Raw genomic sequence first — 23,695 nt, 5'->3', positions numbered from 1 at the left:
AAATATAGGAGGTTTACCATGAAAACAAAAAGTAGTCCCTTAAATTATCTCTTCTTGATCTTAGGTTTTATCTTGATCTTGGTTCCTTTATATTTGACCGTTGTCAGTTCTTTTAAAGAGACCTCTCAGATCACCAATAATTTCTTTGGCTTACCGAATCCTTTTTCCACGGATAATTATCAACGGTTGGTTTCAGATGGTATCGGTCATTATTTCTTCAATTCAGCTACTATTTCAGTAGTGACGATCGTATTGATCACGATCTTTGTGCCGATGGCGGCTTTTGCCATCGCCCGTAATATTTCCCGTAAAAAAGCCTTTGCCTTGATGTATTCATTCTTGATCTTGGGGATCTTCGTTCCTTTCCAAGTGATCATGATCCCGATCACTTCCATGATGACTAAATTAGGACTGTCAAATATCGGCGGTTTGATCATTTTGTATCTGGCTTATTCCGTCCCGCAAACATTGTTCTTATATGTAGGGTATATCAAACAAGCGATCCCTGTGGAACTGGATGAAGCGGCCGAGATCGATGGTTGTAGCAAATTAAGGATGTATTTCCAGATCGCTTTTCCATTGATGAAACCAATGCATGCCACCACCTTGATCATCAATGCCCTATGGTTGTGGAATGACTTCTTGTTGCCGTTGTTGATCTTGAACAAAGATTCTTCCAACTGGACATTGCCTTTGTTCCAATACAATTATCAAGGTCAATATTTCAGCGATTACGGCCCATCTTTTGCTTCTTATGTGGTGGGGATCGTAGTGATCTTGATCGTGTACCTGATCTTCCAGAAGAATATCATTTCCGGTATGACCAGCGGATCTGTTAAATAAACGTGAAAGAAAGGATTTTTCCCATGATTCAATACGATGCTACCCACAAAGTTTTCCATCTAAGCAATGAGCGCTTTAGCTATTTGATCCAAGTCGAGGAATATGGTTATCTGTCCCATCTTTATTATGGCAAGGCGATCAGCAATTACCACGGTCTTTTAGCTTATCCACGAACTGACCGTTCCTTTTCTCCTAACCCACCACAACATCCTGACCGGCTGTTTTCCATCGATACGTTACTGATGGAGTATCCTGGCTATGGTTATGGCGATTTTCGGGAACCGGCTTATAATTTCAAACATACCAATGGCAGTCGGGAAACCGATTTTCGCTATGAGTCTTATGAGATCTTAGATAGTAAACCTTCACTAAAGGGACTGCCTGCCACCTATGCTGCAAATGGTGCCCAGACATTAAAGATCCATTTGGTGGATGAAGTCGCTGCCCTGCGTCTGACGCTGAGCTATAGCTTGTTTCCAGATAGTGATGTTCTAGTGCGTTCCACCGCAGTGGAAAATCGGGGGTCTCAAGTGGTGGCGATTGATCATTTGGCTAGCATGTCGATGGATTTCCCGCAACAGTCCCTTGAACTGATCCAATTGAATGGTACTTGGGCACGGGAAAGACAAATCACCCGAGAAGCTTTGCATACTGGCATCAAGAGTATTGACAGTAAAAGAGGATCTAGCTCTCACCAACAAAATCCTTTTGCCGTCTTAGTTGCGCCAAATACGACAGAATTTGCCGGGGATGCCTATGGTTATTGCTTGATCTATAGCGGCAATCACCGCACCACCGTACAAGTGGACCCTTATCAGCAAACGCGCATCATGATGGGGATCAATCCCTTTAACTTTACTTGGCAGCTGGCGCCAACAGAGACTTTTGAAACACCAGAAGTCATGATGACTTATGCCGCCAACGGTTTGAACCAGATGTCCCAGTCTTTCCATCATTTTATCAATCAACATTTGGTAAGAGGGAAGTATCAACAGCAAGAACGGCCCACTTTAGTCAACAACTGGGAAGCGACCTATTTTGATTTTGATTCGGAAAAACTGTTGGCTTTATTAGATGAAGCAGCTGATCTGGGGATTGAGATGTTCGTTCTCGATGATGGCTGGTTTGGCGCCCGAGAAAGTGACTTCACCTCTCTAGGGGATTGGTATGAAAATGAAGGCAAGATCACAGGAGGATTGAAGCGGATCTCTGATGAAGCCCACCAAAGAGGGTTGCAGTTTGGGCTGTGGTTTGAGCCGGAGATGGTCTCAGAAGATAGTGATCTCTTTAGAGCCCATCCTGATTGGATCTTGCAAGTCCCTCAGCGAGGCCGCTCTCTTGGTCGTAACCAATATGTCTTAGATTTTTCCAGACAAGATGTTCGAGATTATATCTATGGACAAATGCGCCAGATTTTTAAGACTGTCAATATCGATTATGTCAAATGGGATATGAATCGTAATATGACTGAAATCTACTCTACTTTATTGGCACCAGAACAACAAGGAGAAGTCAGTCACCGCTACATGCTGGGGTTATATGACTTCTTGGAAAAAATGATCACAGAATTTCCGGATATTTTGTTTGAAAGTTGCTCAGGTGGTGGTGGCCGTTTTGATGCGGGGATGCTGCATTATATGCCACAAACTTGGACCAGTGACAATACCGATGCCGTCGCGCGTTTGAAGATTCAATATGGGACGAGCCTGGCTTATCCGCTATCCACTATGGGAGCCCATGTCTCAGCCGTGCCTAACCATCAAACAGGACGAATCACAAGTCTTGAGACCCGCGGCGATACGGCATTTGCCGGAATTTTTGGTTACGAGCTAGACTTGACTGCCTTGTCTCTAGCTGAAAAAGAAGCCATTAAGCTGCAAGTGGCCGAGTATAAAAAATACCGTCACTTGTTGCAATTTGGGAAATTCACCCGCCTAGTGAGTCCTTTTGAAAGTAACGATGTGGCGTGGATGGTGACCGCCCCTGATCAAAGCGAGGCGCTAGTTTTTTATTTCCGCGTGCTGGCTGAAGCTTCTTATCCTTTATTTAATTTGAAACTGGCCGATTTGGATCCTAAGGGGTCCTATCAGTTCAATGATGATATCTATTATGGTGATGAGCTGATGAATATCGGTTTTTATATTGACCCTGAATTAACTGGGGATTATGTATCGCAACGTTTTTATTTGAAAAAGCTTCAAGACTAAAGCTACGTTGAGAAAAAGAGGCTGGGACAAAATCGCCTCTACGCACTAAAAAAAGATTTGACGAACACTCTTCATGGATGTCCGTGAAATTTCTTTTTATTAATGACTTTAGTCAGTTTCGTGCGTAAAGCGTGCGAAACAAGAAAACCGCGCGTTCCTACGCGTGGGTGAAGTAACTTTAGCGATAAAAAACTCCTTTCGATATACTAGTGAGTTGCTACCAACCGCTCATCGTATCGAAAGGATTTTTTTCATGTCAAATGACGATAAAAGTTTAGCGCATACTCGTTGGAATTGTAAGTATCACATTGTCTTTACACCAAAGTATAGACGGAAGTCATTTATGGACAATGATTAAAAGACATTGGAAAAATACTAAGGAAGTTACGTGAAATGAAAGATGTGGAAATCATCGAAGCACGTGCAATGCCAGACTATATTCATATGCTAGTTCGGGTGCCGCCTAAAATGAGTATATCGGTTCTGTTGCAAAGTTTTAAATAAAGAATAAAATCCCTTACGGTATCTATGATTTAAGCTGGGATTCCCAATAATACCTTGATTTCAGTACAGACCGAAAACCCGAAGAGAGTGCCTTCTTTTCGGGTTTTCTTATATAATCCTCGAATGGCTTCCATGCCTTTAATCGTGGTAGAGGCAGTGCGTAAACTTCGATAGAATTTATTGCGTCTCTTTACTGGACGATGGTCTTGTTCAATCAAATTATTCAGCTATTTAATGGTACGATGTTCTGTCCCTTGATAAAAGCCGTATTCTTTTAGTTTCTTAAAGGCACTTGTAATAGAAGGGGCTTTATCTGTGACTACAACCTTCGGTTCATCAAACTGCTTCACTAACCGCTTAAGAAAAGCATAGGCTGCTTGTGTGTCCCGTTTTTTACGTAACCAAATATCCAAGGTTAAACCATCTGCATCGATGGCTCGATACAAATAATGCCATTTTCCTTTAATTTTGATGTACGTTTCATCCATTTTCCATGAATAAAAGGATTTTTTATTTTTCTTTTTCCAAATTTGATAGAGTAGTTTGCCATATTCTTGCACCCAACGATAAATCGTCGTATGAGAAACGTTAATGCCACGATCATATAAGATTTCTTGAACTTCACGATAGCTAAGGTTATAACGAAGATAGTAGCCCACGGCTACAATAATCACATCCTGCTGAAATTGCTTTCCTTTAAAATGATTCATCGTCATTCCTCCTGCTATCTTTTTCTATTATTCTACCTTATTTGATAGTAGATTTAAAACTTTGCAACAGAACCATATTTTTCTTTTTTCACAGAACATATTAGATGGAGACCTACAATCTTTATGCAACACTATTGCTTTTCTTTATATAATTCAAAAAAGCCACCAACTTTCCTACTGGAATTTGGTAGCTTTCGGAAACAACCGAGCAGTGTTACGAATATGGAGTTGTGAATCCATTACAGAAATATATCGTCAGCAATTGATGTCCCTTCGATAAAATACTCAATTCATTATCAAGGCTAACAACAGCTAGTGGCGTTCTTATATTGTTGTCTAAATTGCTTTTCAAAATTGGTAGTCATAAATATTATTTTGAATCTTTAAATATCATTTTCTAAATCATTGCCATTTGAAGCAATTACTTTTTTATAGTAATAGAAAGATTTTTTTCGACTTCTCTTACCAGAACCATTACCATAGTCATCAAGATCCACATAAATCATGCCGTAGCGTTTTCTCATTTCTGAAGTTCCGGAAGATACTAAATCAATAGGTCCCCACCAAGCATATCCAAACACGTCTACTCCATCTTTAATTGCTTCCCCCATTTGCTCAATGTGCTGTTTCATGTAATCAATTCGATAATCATCTACTACATAACCATCTTCATCGACCTCATCTATAGCACCCAGTCCATTTTCAGAAATAAAAATCGGCAGTTGATAACGATCGTAGATGTGATTAAGAGTAATCCGGAATCCAATAGGATCGATGGGCCAGCCCCAACCTGACATCGGTAAATGAGGATTCTTAATGTCGGACACTAGACGCCCTGTCGGTTTAGGAACTGGTTCTCCTTTATATCTCATCACATAAGTCATGTAGTAACTAATTGTAATAAAATCAACTTTTCCTTGTTTAAGAACTTCTATATCGCTTGATTCCATTTCAATAACGATGTTGTTTTCATCAAAGAAACGTTTCATATAATATGGATATTCTCCTTTAGCTTGAACATCTGTAAAGAACCAATTGAAATTATCTTCAAAAAGCACCTGTAATTGATCTTCTGGTTTGGTGCTTTCCGCGTAATTTTCTAATCGGCACAACATATTCCCCATCTTTGCCTCCGGATCTATTTCATGACACTTCATTACGGCTAAAGCGCTCGCTACCATTTGGTTATGCACGGCTTGGAATTTCTCTTGCCAATGATCCAAATATGGATTGCACGATTCCGGTGTCGGTGCACCATCAAAAATTAACCCACTACTTGTATACGGATTAGATAGCACATTGTTGATTTCATTAAACGTTAGCCAATATTTAACTTTTCCTTTGTACCTTTTAATAACTGTTTCTGCAAAATTCACAAAGGCTGACACAGTATGACGACTTAAAAAACCTCCATATTCTTCCGCTAAATGTAGAGGAGTATCAAAGTGACACAAAGTTACCATAGGTTCAATGCCGTATTTATGACATTCATCAAATACCGCATCATAAAAATCTAACCCTTCCTCGTTTGGCAGCTTATCATCTCCGTTTGGAAAAATTCGTGACCATGAGATACTCATGCGGAATACCTTGAATCCCATTTCTGCCAGCAGAGCAATATCTTCTTTATACGTTTTATAAAATCCAATCCCCCGTCTTTTTGGTAACTCCCAATTTTGGGGATTTGCTTTCATATCTGCAATCATTTCTGCTGATGCAGCATTGTGAGGAACGTGTTTATCAAAAGATCCTTCAGTAGCCCGGATTTCATCTGTAATAAGGCGAGCAAAATCTGAAGTTGCTAATCCTCGTCCTCCCTCATTGAAAAAACCTTCAATTTGATTTGCAGCTGTAGCGCCACCCCATAAAAAATCGTTTGGAAACTTTTCTGTCATATTATTTTTCTCCTCCCGCTTGCTTAGACAATGCCTTAAAAATTGGCAATAGCTTTTTTGTCAATCTGAATTCCGTGTTAATTGTCATCATGGTATCTTGAGCGTGAATAAAAAGAAGTGAATATTCCAAATCTTCCCCTGCTGCCTGTCTTTGAATAATCGACGTTTGACTATTGTGAGCTTTCAAAATCTGTTCATCTGCTTTGTCCAAAAGCTTTTCAGCAGCAGAAAAATCTAAACTTTCTAGAGCTTCCAATGCTTCGTCGATAGATTCACGAGCATTCCCAGCATATAAAATAACTGACATGGCAACTGTGTTAATATCTATCGTTTCCGTTTTCATACCTACAACCTCTTATCTTTCTTATTGAATTTGGCCAATATTTTCAACTTGTGTATTTGCAGCTTTTTCTGCAGCTTTTTTTTCTTCTTTCTTAAGTTCAAGCTTATCAGCTGCTATGAAGAATGGATACCAGACAGCTGCAGCGATGATGAGGTTAACAATTACCAAAATAGCATTACGATAATCTCCTCCGGACATCACAAAAGCAGATATTGCATTAGGCATAAAGTTCATATCAAAATTCACATAGTTTACTGAACCAAATCCAAGATTTATCCATAAATAAGCTACTCCCGGAAGAATAATACTCAGTAGCATCATCGGGATAAACATAATCGGATTGTTTACAATCGAACCGTATACTAAAGGTTCATTGATATTAAAAATTGAGGGAATAATAGTTGCTTTACCCAGAATTTTGTAGCGCTTACTTTTTGCGAATAGCATCATAAACGCAATAGGCAATGTCGCTCCTTGACCACCGATATGGTAATATCGGCTAAACCCATATGAATAAATATTCGTTGGATTTAGTCCGGCCGCCACCGCTGCTGCGTTTTCAGCAATAGCTGCTTGAGTAATCGAACGAGTAACAGGAGTAAATACCCACCCACTTACGCCAAAGAAATAAAATAAATTTTGTAAGCAAACAATGAAAACAACCCCCGGTAAACTTTGAGCAAAATTAGTTACTGGTTTCATTAGAATTTGAACCATTGAGAATACGTCTATCTTTAATACAACGGAAAAAACATACCCTATAAACAAACTCAAAAAGATCGCAATAATATTATCAAACCAGTTCTTAACAAAATCTGGAATTAAGCTATCCTCTCCAAAAAAGGAAAACTTAATTAAACTGCGATATATAACCGCAACTAATAGCCCTACAACAATAGAAGTAAACATTCCGCCGGCGCCAAATTTAACCAGATCAACAAGTGTTCCTGATTCAGTTGTTGTCATGTTCATACAGAGCATAAATGTTCCAATTCCAGTAAACCCGGCAATCATACTTCGATCTTTCTTATCCATTTTTACCAAACAATTATACGGAATGATAAATACTACGAATAAACCAATTAAGCCGAATGAATACTGACTAATCGGAGAAAGATCTGGTAAACTTGGAGCAAACGTGCGGACAATGTTCCATAGACTTGGAATTGCGCTAACCATCGAAAATGGAACAATATATAAAATTGCATCCGCTACGATACTAAACCAAAAATTCTGAGTAATCTTAGTAATTACAGGTACTAAGTGTTTTTCAATCCATTGTTGTATCTTCTTCATCATTGACACCCACCTAACTGTTATATAGATTTAATGCATCTGTCAGAATACTTTCTCCATCTAAACTAGCATAATACTCTGGGTCAATAGACATAACCTTAACATGGTAATCTTCTAACTGTTTTTGATATTTTGATACTTCAGCCGAAAAATGTGGCCCTAAGAGCAGTACGTCAATCTTATCTGCATATTCCATGATCTGGGACTTGCTTACCGCATTTACTTTAATATCTAATCCTTGCTTTTTCCCAATTTTTCGCATACTGGCTGCCATAAATCCGGTGGACGCTCCTATACCACAAGCTAACAAAATATTAACCATCTTAATTCCCCTCCCTTTCTTTGATGAGTTAACAATACCTCTTTTTCAAAAATCTTTCGAACAATCTTTTTACCATGTGTAGGCAATATAGCTATTTTTACACTTGAAGGAAAAAAGGTTGTTTTCAAATTTCCTATTCTTTAGCTATAATTAAGGGAGATATTGTCAATTGATGATGGGGTGATAACTTATGAAAAGGCCTAAGACTGATGAACTTCTTAGAATTTTGAATGAAGCAAATGATTGGATGTCTGCAGAATCTCTAGCCAGATTAATAGGCGTCAGTCAGCGAACCATTCGGAATTACATCAATCAAATCATTCTAGAACAAGCAGCTGAAATCGAATCTTCAAAAAGTGGTTATCGCCTAAAAAAAATTATCCCTTCATCAAATGATAAGGAACAATTAATGGATGAACGCTCTTATTTTATTATTTCAAAACTGCTTTCATCCCCGGAGGGAGTATCTGTTTTCCATCTATCTGAGGGCTTAATGGTAAGTGAAAGTACTGTATTGAATAACTTGATTCCAAAAATAAAAAAAATAATTCTTCCATTTAATTTATCGATTCACTCTCACAACTACGCCTTTTACTTATCAGGATCTGAACAAAACAAAAGAAAAATGATTGGCCACTTAGTTACTCATAATAATTACGGTTATTTTACATCCGAAGATACTTTGGAGAAAATTTTCCCCTCTTTTGATATCAAAAATGTAATGAATAGTTTGTACACTCTTTGCGATAATTCCAAACTATTCATTAACAACTTCTCAATGAATAATCTTTTAATTCATATACTAATTATTTTGATACGAGTAAATTCAAACGAAGAATTAAAGAGTTTTGAAAAAAATGACGACGTAGCCGAACTTCTTTCCAAATTTCCACAGAAAAATGAAATTATTCAGTTAGCAGGAACCATTTCATGCTACTTCCAAGAGCATTTTGATATAAAAATTCCCGAGAAGGACTCTCAACAAATTTTACTCTTGATTTTTCTGTCTACAAACTATGATTCTGGGAGCTTAAATTCTATAATTGATAGCGCATTCACGGCATCTGTGAAAGATATGGTAAATCATGTTTCGAAAAAATATTACATCTCAGAATTCAATCAAGAATTTATTTCTCAACTCACTTTGCATATGTATAATGCGAAGGAACGGAGCCAGTTCAATTTAAGTTATCCAAACCCTATTGCGGAACAAATTAAATCAGAATATGCTCCTATTTATGATATGGCGGTTTATTTTTCACATATTTTTTCAAAAAAATACAATATCACACTATCTGAAAGTGAAATTGCATTTATTACCTTTCACTTTGGAGCTTATTTGGAAAACAACCAGAATCATCAATCGGCCTTCACGTGTATTATCATTGTTGAGGACTATTTAAATTTTCAAAAGAATATTGTTCAACAAATAGAGAAAAATTTTCGAAATGAGTTAATCATTCGGCAAGTAATGTCCTCAATTCAATACTGGGTACTCAAACCAGATTGTGATTTGTTGATCAGTACATTAGATATACCGCTTAATCACCCTCATACCATCATAATTAATCCCATTGTCACTAAGAAGAATTTGGGAAGTATACGAGATACGTTAGATTTACTTGTTGAAAACAAAAAAATTGAAAAAGCACGAAAGTTCCTAAAAAGCTGGTTTCACTCTGAGTTATATTTCAGAAATGTAAAGCTGGATTCTCCTACCTCATACATTAATTTCATGGGACAAGAATGTATGAAACTCGGGTTCATTCAATCATCTTTTATAAGCGATGTATTATTACGCGAATCTATATCTAGTACTGCTTTTACAAATTATGTAGCAATTCCTCATACGATTAGCCAAAATGCAGATCATTCATTCATTTGTGTTGTTCACAATGACTCACCCATTCCTTGGACCAACAATAAAGTCAATTTTTTATTAATGATCGGAATTACTCAAGATGATATGAAATACTTCCATGATGCTTTCAATCTACTAATTGAATTGTTCTTGACCCCAGCTGTCCTCTCAAAACTCCTCAATACGAAAAATTTTCAGGAGTTTGTTAATACCGCACTTCAAATAAATGGACTTGACATAAATTAGTTGATTAATTAAAAAGCAAGCTCAATTTATATATGTCGTTATCTATGGTACCAATACTGTATAAGCCTCTAATATCCGCCACAGGAAAGCTTCTTTCCTGTGGCGGATATTATTTTTTTACATTCCTCGTTAAAATTCACACGGGAGGAAGTTAGTATACCCTCCACACTACTTACTGCCTCTCTTAACTATTCAAGCTTATCTTGCACATGCTTGATTCCTTTTCCTAGTTCAAGAGGAATTGCGCTAGTGTCCACCAGCAGGATTTTTCCTGTCGGATAGGTATCGTCTAGAAGTTTCTTCATTTTTTGGTGTTGGATTTCAGTCAGTGCTAGTTTTGACATGGTTATCTCTCCTTTGGCTTCATTCCAATTGAGGTTATGGTCAATGATTCGCGAATAAAGCATCAAATCGCTCACACTTGTTCAGTATTCATTTCTTCTAATTTGTTGAGGTAACGATAAATGGTTGTACGGGAAACATTCCATCTTTCGGCGATTGTTTTAATAGGTGTTCCATTATCGATCAACGTCTTCATAAGTTCCAAGTCACTCTTGCTTAACTTTTCGGGGCGTCCACCAACCCTGCCTCGTGCACGTGCAGCAGCACGTCCGGCTGCAGAACGTTCTAGGATCAGATTCCGCTCAAATTCCGCAAACGCCGCAAACAGATGGAACATTAATTGACCAGTCGAGCTTGATTTATCCATCGTGATATTTTCTTGTAAGCTGTGAAAACTAACACCTCGATTATTTAAACGATTGACAATCGTAATCAAGTCTTCCATATTTCTCCCCAGCCGATCTAATCGCCACACAACGAGCGTATCCCCTGATCGAACAAATTCAATCGCTGTTTCTAAACCTGGGCGATTGCTCTTTGCGCCACTCATGTGATCTGTAAAAACTTTCTCACAGCCAAATTTTTCCAGACTATCTTCCTGGAGATCCAAATTTTGTAATCCAGTAGAAACACGTGCGTATCCAATTTTCAAAAAATCACCTTTTTTTTTTATTTCATTGTACCATAACTTTATTTAAAGGGATTAATTGAACATAGATTTTGCAACGGGTTTATGGAAACTGATTTCAGCTCTTTTTGAGAAGAATCGTACCAAAAAATAAGTGTCCAGAAATGAACCATTTTCTGGACACTGCTATTCCTTTTCCAACGCTCGTAAAAGTTACATTTGGATTTGAGTCAATATCTTGGACATATTTTAGTAGAGACTGTTACGTCATTTTTGCTTTTGCCAACTCTTCAAACTCCTGTGGGGTTAGATAGTGAATCGAGCTATGGATTCGATTTCGGTTATAAAACCCTTCAATGTAGCTAAATAGTGCTCGATTTGCTTCTTCAAAATCTGAGTAGCTAGTCGTGTAGACTTCTTCCTTTTTCAATGAAGCATGGAAAGATTCGATTCCAGCATTATCATAAGGTATTCCCTTTCTACTATAAGAATGCCTTATTTTGTTGGTTTCAAGCCATTGTTCCACTTCTCTGGCTGTGTATTGGCTACCCAAGTCAGTGTGTAGAATCATTTCTTCTGGAGTGTCATAATGCATTTTTGCTTTGTTCAGCGTTTGAATGACACAATCCACAGTAATTCGTTTTGAAAATGTATAGCTAATAATCTTTTTCGTGTGTAAATCCATGATTGAAGATAAGTAACACCAACCATTTTTCTTAGTAGGAATGTAAGTAATGTCAGCTGCCCATTTCTCACAGATAGTCTTAGTAGAAAAGTCCTGATTTAAGAGGTTCTCTTTTGAAATAATCGGTCTATTAGATCTTTGAGGTCTATATTTTTTAACTACAATCGACCTTAAATTTAATTGTTTCATTAGCTTTTGGACATGTTTAAGAGACACTGAAATACCTTCTTTTAATAAAACTTGATGGATCTTTGTGGCGCCATAGCGTTGTTTATTCGTAAAAAAAATTGTTGAAATCTTCTTTTTCAACGTATTATTTCTGATTTCTGTAACTGTCAATGGTTTGTTCTTATAAAAATAATAGACACTTCTAGGGATTTCTAATAACCGACACAACAAAGAAACAGTGTAATCCTTACACCACTTTTCAATAAATTGAACAAGCGAATTTAGGTTTTTCGAGAGAATATGGCTACGGCTTTTTTTAAGATTTCAAGTTCCTCTTTCAAACGAGCATTTTCTTTTCTCAGTTCAGCCACTTCTTTTCCAGTCAGTCCTGTGGACTGATTAGGTAAATATAAATTCTTCCATTTGTAAATCGTTGCTTCAGATAAGCCATATTCTTTCGCCAACCCTCGAACAGAACGTCCAGTTTGATTCAGTTCAACAGTCATCTGTTTAAAATTTTCTTTATATCGGGTCATAAAAATTCATCCTCTCGTAGATAAGTTTAATTTATTCTTGTCTCTACGAAAAGCTGTCTAAGATTTGATACTAACACCAAGAGGAATTGTCTAACTTAATTTGACAATTAATAACAATAAGAAGCTGCGGAGTCCCCCTAAAATTAATCCAAAAAATAAAGATTACGAAGTTTCGATTGCCTTCGTCGAAAGAAGTCAGTAGCAAAACGTTTTAATGGTTAAGCACTTAAACGGTTAAGTACTTTAATACTAAAAAGTTCGTGTTATGATGATAGTATGAAAAAGACACTTTAGCACTAAACAATAAAAATGTTTTAGTACTAAAGTGTCTCATGTCTACTTGCTATCTTCTTCTAATTTATCAACGTATGAACGGTAGGCTTCTTTAATTTCCGACTCAGTTAGATAGTTATCGAGAATTAAATCTTTCATTACGTCTTTCATATTTCGATCGTCTTGTGCGGCTTTCATTTTAACCATTCGATGAATCTCTTCAGGCAAGTATATCGAAACTTGTTTACCGCCTTTAAAATTTTTGTAATATGAAATTATATCTTCAATTTTTCTAAGAATATTAATTTTCTTTTTAGTTCCATTTTGATTGGAAGTTTGTGGTTTTGAAGTAGGAAATAGTGTGTCGATATCATTTGTTTTAGCTATATTTTTGTCTTTAATAGATACACGTTTAGCCATTTTATACAACTCCTTCTGATACTATTTTCTGTAGAACTGTCACCGCAAGATTATAGTATGCAATGCCAGCTTTATTATTTGAATCAAATTCGTAAGCTGACATGTTAGCAACGCCAGCGTCGGAAACTACGATGCTTCTATCGATGATAGAAATAACTTCCGCTTTATCGTCAGATTTAACTTCCTCAATAATTTCGTCACTGTGGTTTGTATTAGTTGCCATAGTGACTACATAGCCAAGTTCCTTTAGATTAGGATTAATTGAATTTTTTACTTTATTGATTGTAGAAAAAAGCAACTCTATACTTACTAGAGCTTGGTATTCGGACTGAACAGGAATTAAGATGTAATCTGATGCACTAAGAGCATTTACAGTAAGCAGTCCTCTTGAAGGAGGGCAATCAATCAAAATGATATCAAATTTTGTCTCAAGGCTCTCTATGTTCTTCTTCAGAATCAGTTCTCTTAATGTAGCGTTAACTAGGTTAAGTTCGGCATCTGATAGACGCAAGGTTGTTGGGGAAATAAATAGATTATTCTTAATCTGATAAGTAATGTTCTCTAATGTTTCTTCCTCTAGCATTACTTGAGTCATTTCTGGTAGATTTTCATCGATGATATTTCTAAGATCAGTTTTTAGGTTAGTTATACTTGACTGTGCGTCTATGTCTACGATATCTGTTATAAGATCGAAACTAGCAAACAGTTCAGCCAGATTATCTACGGTAGCACTTTTCCCAACACCACCTTTTTGATTTGCAACAGAAATTACAATGGGACCACCTTTTTCAGCAACGAGATCTTTGACTTGCTTAACTAGCGAAATAATTTCTGCTGAATTCGATCGATTTTTTTTCATTTTCCTACCTCCTTAAGTTAAGTACTAAAGTGTTAAAATACTTGTATGCAATATAATAATACCACCTAGAAAGTTACGGGTCAATAGCACCTTTAGTATTTAAGTACTTTTAATTCGGCTATGTTTAGAATGTGATTTATCAGCAATTAAATGCAACTTTAAAACGTCATAGTACTTAAGTACTAAAAAAAGACATTAAAACACTTAAGTACTTAAGTGTTTTAATGTCCGATGTAATTGTTGGTATTAATAGGTTTGTGCGACAATAACTATATTAAATTATAAAAAATAAGAGTTTACAAGATGGAAAAAGTAAGATATGCTATGTTTGTATTTATAGAACTGAAAAAAAAAAAATAAAAAAAGAGACGGATAAAAAAAGTGAATTGGGTCACTCTTTCATCTGAATCACATACAACAACTATGTGTTCTCGCTCGTCTCAGAAGTTATGTAAGTGGCTGACAACCACTTATGTAATTTTGATAAGTCTTTCGGACTGACAATCCGAACTTACAGACTTATTCTACCATTTTTTGACGAGCAACTCAATATATGCACGCTTATTTTGTCATTCATTTAAGACTTCTAAGCTATTGGGAGAACACAAATCTTTAAGATTATTTGTGTTCTCTTTTAGTTTGGGAAGGAATAAAGTCATGGCAGCTTCTTTGGATGTCGTATATTCGACAGTATTACAAAATGGTATCCGTAAATTCAAATATAAAAACAGCCACCTAAAACCGGTCTCTTTTAGTGATCAGTCGGGGAAGGGGGCCATTTTTGCGTACCGTTCAAAGGAACACATGATTGAGGGGATTGGACTAGTGATCACTTCAGAAGAAGGGGTGATCGAAAACAATAATCGATTCACTCATTGGACACCAAATGTATTTCGCTATGGAACGTATGCTGATGAAGCTAGAATGTTTACAAAAGGTCATTCTGAGGACAATTTGCGTCAAATCAATACTTTCTTTGTTGATTTTGACACATTGGATCCAAACTTTGACTACGGAGAAATTATCTTGGCCAGTCACGAGATCGGCTTTATGCCGACAATGATTCTACGTACACCGCATGGATTTCAAGCTTTCTATGTACTAGACAAGCCTGCATACGTGACAAAGAAATCAAATTTTAAAGTGATCAATGTGGCCAAAATGATCTCAAAAAATCTAAGGAACAAATTTTCAAATGATTATCGGTTTCCAGTTGATGTAAATGCCAATCATTTTGGGATCACACGTATGCCTTCTGAAGAGAATGTTTTATTCTTTGAACCACAGTATCGTTATAGTTTCGAAGAATGGATCGACTGGTCAATGAGAGAAGATGCGGACAAAAAAGCGGAGATCAAGAACGTTTTTGTATTACCATCTACTCAAGAATTTCGTCAAGTCGATGAACCCTGGTTCCAGCTGTTGCTAAAAAGTCAAAAAATACAAGGTGAAAAGGGCGTATATGGTCGAAATAATGTCATATTCACCTTGTCTTTGGCATACTTTTCGTCAGGATACGAAGTAGAAGCATGTGAATTGACGATGTTAGAATTCAATGACCGCTTGGCTAACCCTTTATCTGATCGAGAATTAACCAGAATCATTCGTTCCGCTTACTCCGGAAAATATCAAGCAGCGCACAGAGAAAAAATTGTCCTATTATGCCAAGAGTGGGTCGATGCCAATCTTTCTGAAGAGCAGCTATTCAACAAAAAACGGGGTTGGTGGAAATTCAAGAAAGAAAGAGCTGTTCGCAAGTATTCACATAGTCATGAATGGGCAGAAGATCTACTGTCCTATTTGAATGAGCAATCCTATGAAGAACAACCATACATTATTTCTACAAAAAAAGAGTTAACTGAACGTTTAAAGATCCCAAAACGTTCCCTGGACAAAGTACTGAAGCATTTAAGAGAAGAGAACAAAATTCATTTTCGTGTTCGTGCTGGTCGTAATGGGGGTATTATGCTAGCTTCGATACATGGATTGATGCGCTCCGTTATCCGGCTAAAAAAAGAAAGCCGGGGGGCTTATTTCGCTGCGATCTCAGAAGCTTTTGGAAAAGAATACACGTTTGTCCAGACAGCACTGAAACGCTTGATAGATCCCAATAAGATCGGCGTGCAAACAGATCTGTTCATGATCGATACAGGCTGAAATTAAAAGGTGCAAATTGCCTATTACATTATATCTATGATACGTTCCTTCTTTTCTCCGCTTTGCTTGCTGGTTTTAAGAAAGAGTAGTAATATTATCGCAAACGTAATAATATGGTGGGAGGTCTTTCTGACTATGAGTATCAATACCTTTGTATATCCCTACCCGATCAATGTATTTATTATTTCGCGGTTAGGTATGACAGTAGAGCAATTTTGTGAGTTGCATGGCTATAAGCAGAGTACAGTAGCAAGCTGGGTAACAAGGAACCGTGCAGTAAAAACGTTACCTTGTGATTTTTTATATTGTCTTAGTCTTTCTTCAGGCTTGTCGATGGATGATGTTTATCGTCATTTATTGGTATTGGAGGAGAGGTTTTTAAAGAGTATTGATCCAAAAAAGAAGAAAGAACAGGTGGATTGATTGATGACGGAGGAGGAGTTATCTGTTCTTAATAGAATCAAAGAATGGTCTGTTCTTTTGAAGATTTATTATGGTATTCTGTTCTTTTCATTTGTTACAGTTGGCTTAGTTTCTCTTTTAATGGTTCTTTTGTCATTGTGGACGAATCTGATGTTATTTTTATATTTACTTTTACTGTTTTTTTTAGGATTAGGGGGAGTAGGTACTGCCATTCTTGATGATTATAAGTGGTCATTGTTTAGTGGAATTTGTAGGAGAATGAAAAAAAGTGCAACTGTTGAGTCTTATGAATGTTGGAAGAAGGAATTGAAGGTATAGATATATGTATCTATACAAGCTGAGTAAAGAATACTAGGCTTTCTCTTATGTTTCTAAAATGTATACAGGTGGAATATGAGTATTATTTGGACAGGTAGTATTTTGTCAGAAAAATGGTGTAAATCTTTATGTAGACCTTTATCAAAAGACTTAAGTGTAATAAATTGTGGTATTTAGAAACGTTTTAATTCAATTTAATGAAGTTATTTTATTTTTCAGAGTAGATCTTTAGTAAATTCTTAAAGAATTGCGGCCGCATTTTTAGTTTTCAAGAAACCAGGTGAGTTACTATGGCGATTAATTTATCTAACATAATTAAAAGTGTTTTTAACGTTGAAGTTGATCTATTTTCAAAATACATTGCTATTTTATGTATAGTTGTTACAGTATATTTCTTAGTTTTTAATTATAGCGATTTACTTGACGCATAGGGAGCGTCAATAATTTTGTGTAAATGATTCTTCCCTACTGCAGATTGTTTCTAATTCTCAATCAGTTGGCTTAGCATTTGTTCAAGTTCGCCTTCGGCCTGTTGAAAGCCTTTATGACTGCGACCTAGGAATTTTTGGTTGTAAGTATCAAAAGACGAGACTAAGAAACGTTCCATCGACTCTTCGTTTTGGAACTGTTCCTTGCGGTGGCTGTATTTCTTGATTTGCTTATTAAAGGATTCAATCAAGTTCGTAGAATAAATACTCTTGCGTATGGCCAAGGGGAAATCATAGAAAGTGAGCAAGTGATCGTTCGAAAGAATCGATTCAACCACTTTTGGATAGCTGGTTTTCCATTTTTCCGCAAAAGCACCACGTGCTTCCAACGCCACCTCTTTAGATGAGGCTTGATACACCATTTTAAAATCATCACAGACTTCCTTACGATCATCGACACGCACTTTGTGACTGATATTACGGGAAACGTGTACACAACAATGTTGAAAACGAGCTTTGGGATAGAACCGACTAATCGCTCCTACCATCCCCTTTAAGCCATCCGTGATGAACAGGAGGACATTTTTCAAACCGCGCTCTTGAAGGTCCAATAAAATTTCCTCCCAAATCGTGATGGATTCAGTCGGTGCAATCGCATAGCTCAATACTTCCTTTGATCCGTCCGGGCGAATGCCAACTGCGATATGAATAGCTTCCTTGGCGACGGTTTTCCGCTTTAACGGAATATACGTTGCGTCCATATAAATAGCAGCATAACGGTCATGAAGCTCCCGCCCTTTAAACGCCGTTACCTCTTCTGTAAATGATTTTGTTATATTGGACATGGTTTGGGGCGTGTAGTGATGCCCATACATTTTCTCAATCAAGTCTGCGATTTCCGACATGGTAATACCTTTTCGGAAGAGGTGAATGACGGTCTCCTCTAACGTGTCATTCGTCCGTCTATAAGCAGGAACAGTCTGTTGCTTGAACTCACCATTGCGGTCGCGCGGAATCTGGAGATGAAGTTCCCCATACTCGGTCTTGACCGTACGGTCATAGGAGCCGTTACGAGAATTACCCGTGTTAAAACCAATGCGATCATACTTTTCGTAATCTAGGAAAGCCGTTAACTCCGTTTTGAGAAGCGTATTGACTGCTTTCTCCAAATGGACACGGAATAATTCATTCAAATCGCCTTTGTTCGCTAGAGTCTTTAGAATTTCTGTAGTAAAATCGTTCATAGGGAAGTCCTCTCTTCTGTGAATGTGTTGTGGTAACTCTATTCTACAGAAGGGACTTCCTTTTTTCTATTTACACAAAATATTTTACACTCTCGACGCATATAATGTGTATGAATAATCATTAAAATTTAAATTATAATATCGGTTAACATAAAAAAAAAAGTTCCAAAATGATTTTCTCAAAGGAAGGATAAAAATTGTTGATCAAAATGCTACCACTTTTAATACTCATAGGGTTTTATATTTTTATTAGTATTAAGATAAGAAATGCGAATGATATTAGCAAAACGACTAAATACGTTTTCTACTTTTTTATTGTTTTGGGAGGGGGAATCCTCCTTTATATTGCATTTGTTTTCTTATTTTTTGGTATAAATTTTTGAGGATGGAGGAGATGTAATAGTTATGAAGAAGACACTTGTTTTCTTTAAAATACATTTATAATACTAGTATCTAATCCAGCAAATTTGACAGTGGATAAATTAATATCTAGCGATTATGAACTATCTCAATTTATAATAGATTCGTTAGAGAAGAAGAATCTATGTGTTGTCAGTGATTGAAATCAGGATATATATTTGGTTTTAAAAATTGATCTTATTAACCAAGATCGAGATTTATTAATACAATAGGTGAGGCGGTAAATAGAAGTAAAGAAGAGAATAAACTTCACTATACTAATAATTTAGACTATCTAGAATATCATATGGAAAACAATATGGACTAGGGAATAAATAAGATAAATCCTATTGATCATTTAGATAAAGCTCGTAAAATGCATGACGGTTGTTACAAATAGAGGGGGATAATACAATATGAAGATTTATATAAAGTGTTTAGCACAACCAAAACCCACTAACATTATGTGCACCGTTGTTTCTGAATATTTTAATTGCTTATATTTATTATACTTAAGAAGTAGCAAAATATATGACTAAAAAATAAACAGACTGAAAGAAGTGAAAACAAATGACAAAGGAACGGCTGCAAATTTATATTGATCCTGAACATAGAGAAGCATTAGAAGAATTAAAAGAACTGTTAGCAGTGGAAGATTCGGCAACGGATAGTGCCTTAATTCGCTATATTATTTTGGAATTGTATCGATTAAAGACAAAAGAAAATATCCAAATGCGGGCACTTTTAAACCGTTTGGATGAACTTTTAATTTATTCAAATAGTTTTGCAGAAACGATGGACGTCGATATTTTTGATCTCGAAAACTCTGAAAAATACAAAGAAGTAAAGGCACAACAAAGAGGAAAATGGGCGAATAGTCGGCGAAAAAAAGCAAAAAATAAATCACAAAAAAGACCCGTTAATAATCAAAAAGAGAAAGCAAAAGAAGAAAAACTAAATTCAGAATCGCTCACTTACAATGATCTGATTGCGAAGTATTTGTAAAAATTTGTCTTTCAAAAAGGACGATCGATGGTGGTACCTAGAGACTACTTTTCGCAAAAATGACTACTTGAGTAGTCTCTGAACAACTCCCTGACAACTGCTAAAAACTATGCTGTGGTATCACATTCATTTTCTTCAAAACGCAATAGGCACAGCCTATTTTCCCACTTTCAACATGAGAGTGGTGCGTTTACCTTATGCTCTTTCCCTTTTTTGATCTAAAAGTAGCAATCGATTTACCTGTTCCTTCCCTTTTTTATCAATATTTTTTCCTAAACGCTGAGTATTAATTGTCGCTTTTCATTTTTATTTTAATATTCAAATTGAAGACAAGGAGTTCGGTTATTTGATTTATACAATTAGTGACATTCAAAAATTATTTACACCAATATTTTTTGAATGGGAAATAAAAAAAGCTTTTTTGTTTGGATCATACGCTCGAAACGAAGCAACAGAAACCAGTGAATTAGATATTTTAATCGACGGTGAAGGGTCTTTGCTCCACAATATATTTGATGTGATTCGGTTAAAAAGTTAATTAAGTAGCGCATTAAAAAAAGAGATAGACATTATTACACTACGTGCAATCAACGCAGAAACAAACAAAAAAAGAAACCCTCTTCTCAAAGAAAATATAGAAGCAGATTGTGTAATGATTTATGATTCGTCGATTGTAAAATTAAGCTAGACAACTAAAAAGATCATTTGTGCTACACTCAAAATAGTTCCGACCAAAGAATTACTAAGGAGTGAGTACAAATGACCTACACCCATCTTACAACAGACGAACTAGTAATCATAGAGTCTTATTTCAAAAATAATCAATCCGTTTCCAAAACTGCGCAATGCTTAAGGACGTGCGCGACAAACGATTCATATCTAGCTTTTAATGAAGAGGTTACTTTACTTGATGTCTATGATTCCGCCAAAAATATGCCCGGAGTAAAGGGATCAAAGAGTGTCAATTCAATTAAAAAAGTTGGTTATACGGATTATTGTGCAGGAAAAGAGACGGAAGAAAGTAACTTCTATTTACAAAAACTAATGACCTTCAACCCGATTATGGAAAGGTCAGCTTAACAAGAAAAGTTGTTTAATGAATTGACTGTAATATACTTAAACTAAACATAAAGTTGCTTTACTCGTTGAAAAGCGAGAACTCGAGAGGAGGAAAAGAAGTGAGCCGTTTAAAAAAAGATATGAACGAAACAGAAATACGTACAAACTTTATTACACCAGCTATTGTAAATGCGGGATGGGACAAACTACAACAAATTCGGGAAGAGTTTAGAATTACAGATGGTCGTATTATTACACGAGGGAAAGTAGTGACGCGTGCGAATCCTAAGTTTGCGGACTATGTCTTAAACCATATATCCAACATTCCTTTAGCTGTAGTCGAGGCAAAAGATAACAAACATACAATTGCAGCTGGGCTACAACAAGGAATGGGTTACGCCCGTCAACTTGATATTCCTTTTGTATATTCTAGTAATGGTGACGGATTTGTAGAATATGATTTCTTCACAGGAAAAGAAAGAGAACTACGTATGCAGAATTTCCCATCTCCTGAAGCATTGTGGCAAAGATACAGCGTTGGGAAAGGTTTTGCAAATAATCCAGAAAAAGAAGAACTTATTACAGAAAAATATCATTATGTAAAAGGAGATAAAACGCCACGTTACTATCAACGTATCGCAATCAATCGTACGATTGAAGCAATAGCAAATGGGAAAAAACGCATGTTGGTAGTTATGGCCACCGGAACGGGAAAAACATATACTGCTTTCCAAATTATTTGGCGTGCTTGGAAAGCGGGTAAGATTAAAAAAGTGTTATACCTAGCTGACCGTAATATTTTGATTGATCAAACAATGGCGAATGATTTTGGACCATTGGCTGATGTTATGACTAAAATTGAGAAAAGAAATCTTGATAGTTCTTTTGAGATTTATATGTCTCTATATCAACAGTTATCTGGTGAAGATGGGATTGAAGCATTTAAACAATTCTCACCCGATTTCTTCGACCTGATTATTGTAGATGAAGCCCATCGTGGTAGTGCACGTGAAGAATCAAATTGGCGAAAGATTTTAACCTATTTTGATTCAGCAATCCACTTAGGGATGACTGCCACACCTAAAAAAGATGATAACGTTGATACGTTTGACTATTTCGGTAATCCACTGTATACCTATTCACTCAAACAAGGAATTGATGATGGATTTTTAGCTCCTTATAAAATCGTGCGGGTATCTATGGATAAGGACGTAGAGGGATACCGTCCTGTAAAAGGTGAAACAGATATCCATGGCTTAGAAATTAAAGATGGAATCTATACCGGGAAAGATTTCGATCGGAATATGGTCATTGAGGATAGAACTAAGACGGTAGCCAAGCGTGTAACAGAGTATCTTAAGAAAAACGATCGAATGGCTAAAACAATTATCTTTTGCGTGGATATCGAACATGCAGAACGGATGCGAAAAGAGCTCGTGGCCCTTAATGAAGATATGATGCAAAAGGATTCGCGTTACATCATGAAAATGACCGGGGACGATATCGAAGGGTTAGCCCAATTAGACAATTTTATTGATGTAAACAGTCCTTATCCAACTATTGTCACAACCAGCAAACTTCTCACAACAGGTGTGGACGCAAAAACGGTCCAACTGATTGTATTAGATGCGAACATTGCTTCTGTGACCGAATTTAAGCAAATCATTGGTAGGGGTACTCGCCTGCGCACTGATGTTGGAAAATATTATTTTACGATTATGGACTTTCGTAATGCAACGAATCTCTTTGCAGACCCAAACTTCGATGGGCCTGCAGAATCAGTTATTGACGTGACTGATGGCGAAGAGATGCCTAGTGACGACCATGATATGGGTAATGAGGGAGGAATTGGTGATGATGAAGAGGTCTTAACAAATGGTGAAGACGGAGATACCGACAACAAAGAGAAGCCTGGAGATGTTCCGCCCGCACCGGCTGGAGGAGGAGAAGGGCACATAAAGTATTATGTGAACCATGTTCCAGTACGCGTTCTGAATGAAACCGTCTATTATTATGATAAAGACGGGAAGATTGTAGCAGAAGGTATGCGTGAATACAATGAAAAAGCGATCCGAGCTGAATTTTCGACCATGGATGACTTCATTAAACGTTGGTCGGAAGAAGAACGAAAAGATGTTATCATTGAAGAGCTTTTGGATAAAGGCGTCTTAATAGAAGAGTTGGAAGAAGAGTTTGGTTCTGAGTATGATGCCTTTGATCTTATTCTTCATGTTGCATATGGGCAAAAGATGATGACACGTTCTGAACGTGCGCAACGGGCGAAACAGTCTGAAAAATTAGCAAGCTATTCGGGTGTGGCCCGTGAGGTTATTGATGCATTGGTTCAAAAGTATCAAGATACAGGGTATGCTGATTTTGATGATATTCATGTGTTAAAATTGGATCCATTGAATCAGTTTGGAAACCCTATGAGTATTGCGCAATCTTTTGGCGGCAAAGCTTCGTTTATTGAAACGATGAAAGAGTTAGAAGATTCTCTTTATGCTTAAAAAAGTATCAGACT

General features: G+C 36.7%; 19 protein-coding genes and 3 pseudogenes. 11 read left to right on the top strand and 11 right to left on the bottom strand.

What is annotated here, in order from left to right; all coding sequences use genetic code 11:
- Positions 1 to 18: 18 nt before the first annotated feature.
- The 3 genes and pseudogenes from IGK14_RS17030 to tnpA form a co-directional block, all read left to right on the top strand.
- Entirely contained in the window at positions 19 to 843 is an 825-nt protein-coding gene (locus IGK14_RS17030) for a carbohydrate ABC transporter permease (RefSeq protein WP_096741247.1), read from the top strand.
- A gap of 23 nt (positions 844 to 866) precedes the next feature.
- Positions 867 to 3,050 (top strand): alpha-galactosidase, encoded by a 2,184-nt coding sequence (locus IGK14_RS17025; protein ID WP_325833186.1) that lies wholly within the window; start codon positions 867 to 869, stop codon positions 3,048 to 3,050.
- A 253-nt stretch (positions 3,051 to 3,303) separates the two neighbouring features.
- Positions 3,304 to 3,551, top strand: a pseudogene (gene tnpA / locus IGK14_RS17020) (IS200/IS605 family transposase); the annotation flags it as partial.
- 32 nt (positions 3,552 to 3,583) lie between these two features.
- Here the strand turns inward: tnpA and IGK14_RS17015 are convergent.
- The 5 genes and pseudogenes from IGK14_RS17015 to IGK14_RS16995 all read right to left on the bottom strand — a co-directional run bounded on the left by IGK14_RS17015 (position 3,584) and on the right by IGK14_RS16995 (position 8,120).
- Positions 3,584 to 4,264 (bottom strand): annotated as a pseudogene (locus IGK14_RS17015) (IS6-like element IS1216 family transposase).
- 383 nt (positions 4,265 to 4,647) lie between these two features.
- The gene (locus IGK14_RS17010) at positions 4,648 to 6,159 is read right to left on the bottom strand and encodes a glycoside hydrolase family 1 protein (protein ID WP_438712741.1); all 1,512 of its coding nucleotides are present in this window, start codon (positions 6,157 to 6,159) and stop codon (positions 4,648 to 4,650) included.
- A 1-nt stretch (position 6,160) separates the two neighbouring features.
- Positions 6,161 to 6,502: a PTS lactose/cellobiose transporter subunit IIA gene (locus IGK14_RS17005; RefSeq protein WP_438712740.1), complete on the bottom strand. Its 342-nt coding sequence runs from the start codon at positions 6,500 to 6,502 to the stop codon at positions 6,161 to 6,163.
- Positions 6,503 to 6,523: 21 nt separating this feature from the next.
- Positions 6,524 to 7,798 carry a PTS sugar transporter subunit IIC gene (locus IGK14_RS17000; protein WP_438712739.1) on the bottom strand — a complete coding sequence of 425 codons (1,275 nt, stop codon included), beginning with the start codon at positions 7,796 to 7,798 and terminating at the stop codon, positions 6,524 to 6,526.
- A 13-nt stretch (positions 7,799 to 7,811) separates the two neighbouring features.
- The gene (locus IGK14_RS16995; protein WP_438712737.1) at positions 7,812 to 8,120 is read right to left on the bottom strand and encodes a PTS sugar transporter subunit IIB; all 309 of its coding nucleotides are present in this window, start codon (positions 8,118 to 8,120) and stop codon (positions 7,812 to 7,814) included.
- 190 nt (positions 8,121 to 8,310) lie between these two features.
- Between IGK14_RS16995 and IGK14_RS16990 the strand changes: the two genes are divergently transcribed.
- Positions 8,311 to 10,227, top strand: a complete 1,917-nt coding sequence (locus IGK14_RS16990; RefSeq protein WP_438712736.1) for a BglG family transcription antiterminator — start codon at positions 8,311 to 8,313, stop codon at positions 10,225 to 10,227.
- Positions 10,228 to 10,415: 188 nt separating this feature from the next.
- Here the strand turns inward: IGK14_RS16990 and IGK14_RS16985 are convergent, their stop codons facing one another.
- From IGK14_RS16985 to IGK14_RS16965, 5 genes are all read right to left on the bottom strand, one after another.
- Positions 10,416 to 10,571 carry a hypothetical protein gene (locus IGK14_RS16985; protein ID WP_438712734.1) on the bottom strand — a complete coding sequence of 52 codons (156 nt, stop codon included), beginning with the start codon at positions 10,569 to 10,571 and terminating at the stop codon, positions 10,416 to 10,418.
- 71 nt (positions 10,572 to 10,642) lie between these two features.
- Positions 10,643 to 11,221: a recombinase family protein gene (locus tag IGK14_RS16980; protein ID WP_119093559.1), complete on the bottom strand. Its 579-nt coding sequence runs from the start codon at positions 11,219 to 11,221 to the stop codon at positions 10,643 to 10,645.
- Positions 11,222 to 11,459: 238 nt separating this feature from the next.
- Positions 11,460 to 12,586, bottom strand: a protein-coding gene (locus tag IGK14_RS16975) for an IS3 family transposase (protein ID WP_438712732.1) whose coding sequence is annotated in 2 segments (ribosomal slippage) — positions 11,460 to 12,358 and positions 12,358 to 12,586 — 1,128 coding nt in all. Because the reading frame shifts where the segments join, the coding sequence is not laid out codon by codon here.
- Positions 12,587 to 12,922: 336 nt separating this feature from the next.
- Complete coding sequence (locus tag IGK14_RS16970) at positions 12,923 to 13,279, bottom strand: hypothetical protein (RefSeq protein ID WP_010731559.1); 357 nt, start codon at positions 13,277 to 13,279, stop codon at positions 12,923 to 12,925.
- Position 13,280: 1 nt separating this feature from the next.
- Complete coding sequence (locus IGK14_RS16965) at positions 13,281 to 14,138, bottom strand: ParA family protein (RefSeq protein WP_005230883.1); 858 nt, start codon at positions 14,136 to 14,138, stop codon at positions 13,281 to 13,283.
- A 657-nt stretch (positions 14,139 to 14,795) separates the two neighbouring features.
- Here IGK14_RS16965 and IGK14_RS16960 point away from each other — a divergent pair.
- The 3 genes from IGK14_RS16960 to IGK14_RS16950 all read left to right on the top strand — a co-directional run bounded on the left by IGK14_RS16960 (position 14,796) and on the right by IGK14_RS16950 (position 17,036).
- On the top strand, positions 14,796 to 16,295 hold the full coding sequence (locus tag IGK14_RS16960) for a primase C-terminal domain-containing protein (RefSeq protein ID WP_002337539.1): 1,500 nt from the start codon (positions 14,796 to 14,798) through the stop codon (positions 16,293 to 16,295).
- A 135-nt stretch (positions 16,296 to 16,430) separates the two neighbouring features.
- Positions 16,431 to 16,718: a type III secretion system protein PrgN gene (locus IGK14_RS16955; protein ID WP_438712729.1), complete on the top strand. Its 288-nt coding sequence runs from the start codon at positions 16,431 to 16,433 to the stop codon at positions 16,716 to 16,718.
- A gap of 3 nt (positions 16,719 to 16,721) precedes the next feature.
- Positions 16,722 to 17,036: a hypothetical protein gene (locus IGK14_RS16950; protein ID WP_438712728.1), complete on the top strand. Its 315-nt coding sequence runs from the start codon at positions 16,722 to 16,724 to the stop codon at positions 17,034 to 17,036.
- 481 nt (positions 17,037 to 17,517) lie between these two features.
- Here IGK14_RS16950 and IGK14_RS16945 read toward each other — a convergent pair whose 3' ends face one another.
- Complete coding sequence (locus tag IGK14_RS16945; protein ID WP_002324630.1) at positions 17,518 to 18,708, bottom strand: IS256-like element ISLgar5 family transposase; 1,191 nt, start codon at positions 18,706 to 18,708, stop codon at positions 17,518 to 17,520.
- 969 nt (positions 18,709 to 19,677) lie between these two features.
- On the opposite strand from IGK14_RS16945, the gene IGK14_RS16940 reads away from it, so the two are divergent.
- From IGK14_RS16940 to hsdR, 4 genes and pseudogenes are all read left to right on the top strand, one after another.
- Positions 19,678 to 20,112: a hypothetical protein gene (locus IGK14_RS16940; protein WP_104872370.1), complete on the top strand. Its 435-nt coding sequence runs from the start codon at positions 19,678 to 19,680 to the stop codon at positions 20,110 to 20,112.
- A gap of 346 nt (positions 20,113 to 20,458) precedes the next feature.
- Positions 20,459 to 20,650, top strand: coding sequence for a nucleotidyltransferase family protein (locus IGK14_RS16935; RefSeq protein ID WP_231473659.1), 192 nt, complete (start codon positions 20,459 to 20,461; stop codon positions 20,648 to 20,650).
- A 221-nt stretch (positions 20,651 to 20,871) separates the two neighbouring features.
- Positions 20,872 to 20,989, top strand: a pseudogene (locus IGK14_RS16930) (helix-turn-helix domain-containing protein); the annotation flags it as partial.
- A gap of 322 nt (positions 20,990 to 21,311) precedes the next feature.
- The gene (hsdR, locus tag IGK14_RS16925; protein ID WP_201691751.1) at positions 21,312 to 23,681 is read left to right on the top strand and encodes an EcoAI/FtnUII family type I restriction enzme subunit R; all 2,370 of its coding nucleotides are present in this window, start codon (positions 21,312 to 21,314) and stop codon (positions 23,679 to 23,681) included.
- Positions 23,682 to 23,695: the final 14 nt, after the last annotated feature.

The sequence above is a fragment of the Enterococcus sp. DIV0970a genome (assembly GCF_051711265.1).
Classification (GTDB): Bacteria; Bacillota; Bacilli; order Lactobacillales; family Enterococcaceae; genus Enterococcus_D; species Enterococcus_D casseliflavus.
The sequence above is the reverse complement of the archived record's forward strand: the minus strand, read 5'-3'. Positions and strand labels throughout refer to the sequence as shown.

Coding starts and splice junctions, on each gene's coding strand:
- IGK14_RS16945 (WP_002324630.1), bottom strand. CDS start 18,708: ATGAACGATTTTACTACAGAAATTCTAAAGACTCTAGCGAACAAAGGC.
- IGK14_RS17025 (WP_325833186.1), top strand. CDS start 867: ATGATTCAATACGATGCTACCCACAAAGTTTTCCATCTAAGCAATGAG.
- IGK14_RS16940 (WP_104872370.1), top strand. CDS start 19,678: ATGACAAAGGAACGGCTGCAAATTTATATTGATCCTGAACATAGAGAA.
- IGK14_RS16955 (WP_438712729.1), top strand. CDS start 16,431: ATGAGTATCAATACCTTTGTATATCCCTACCCGATCAATGTATTTATT.
- hsdR (WP_201691751.1), top strand. CDS start 21,312: ATGAACGAAACAGAAATACGTACAAACTTTATTACACCAGCTATTGTA.
- IGK14_RS16950 (WP_438712728.1), top strand. CDS start 16,722: ATGACGGAGGAGGAGTTATCTGTTCTTAATAGAATCAAAGAATGGTCT.
- IGK14_RS16965 (WP_005230883.1), bottom strand. CDS start 14,138: ATGAAAAAAAATCGATCGAATTCAGCAGAAATTATTTCGCTAGTTAAG.
- IGK14_RS16990 (WP_438712736.1), top strand. CDS start 8,311: ATGAAAAGGCCTAAGACTGATGAACTTCTTAGAATTTTGAATGAAGCA.
- IGK14_RS17000 (WP_438712739.1), bottom strand. CDS start 7,798: ATGAAGAAGATACAACAATGGATTGAAAAACACTTAGTACCTGTAATT.
- IGK14_RS16970 (WP_010731559.1), bottom strand. CDS start 13,279: ATGGCTAAACGTGTATCTATTAAAGACAAAAATATAGCTAAAACAAAT.
- IGK14_RS16960 (WP_002337539.1), top strand. CDS start 14,796: ATGGCAGCTTCTTTGGATGTCGTATATTCGACAGTATTACAAAATGGT.
- IGK14_RS16985 (WP_438712734.1), bottom strand. CDS start 10,571: ATGTCAAAACTAGCACTGACTGAAATCCAACACCAAAAAATGAAGAAA.
- IGK14_RS16995 (WP_438712737.1), bottom strand. CDS start 8,120: ATGGTTAATATTTTGTTAGCTTGTGGTATAGGAGCGTCCACCGGATTT.
- IGK14_RS17030 (WP_096741247.1), top strand. CDS start 19: ATGAAAACAAAAAGTAGTCCCTTAAATTATCTCTTCTTGATCTTAGGT.
- IGK14_RS17005 (WP_438712740.1), bottom strand. CDS start 6,502: ATGAAAACGGAAACGATAGATATTAACACAGTTGCCATGTCAGTTATT.
- IGK14_RS17010 (WP_438712741.1), bottom strand. CDS start 6,159: ATGACAGAAAAGTTTCCAAACGATTTTTTATGGGGTGGCGCTACAGCT.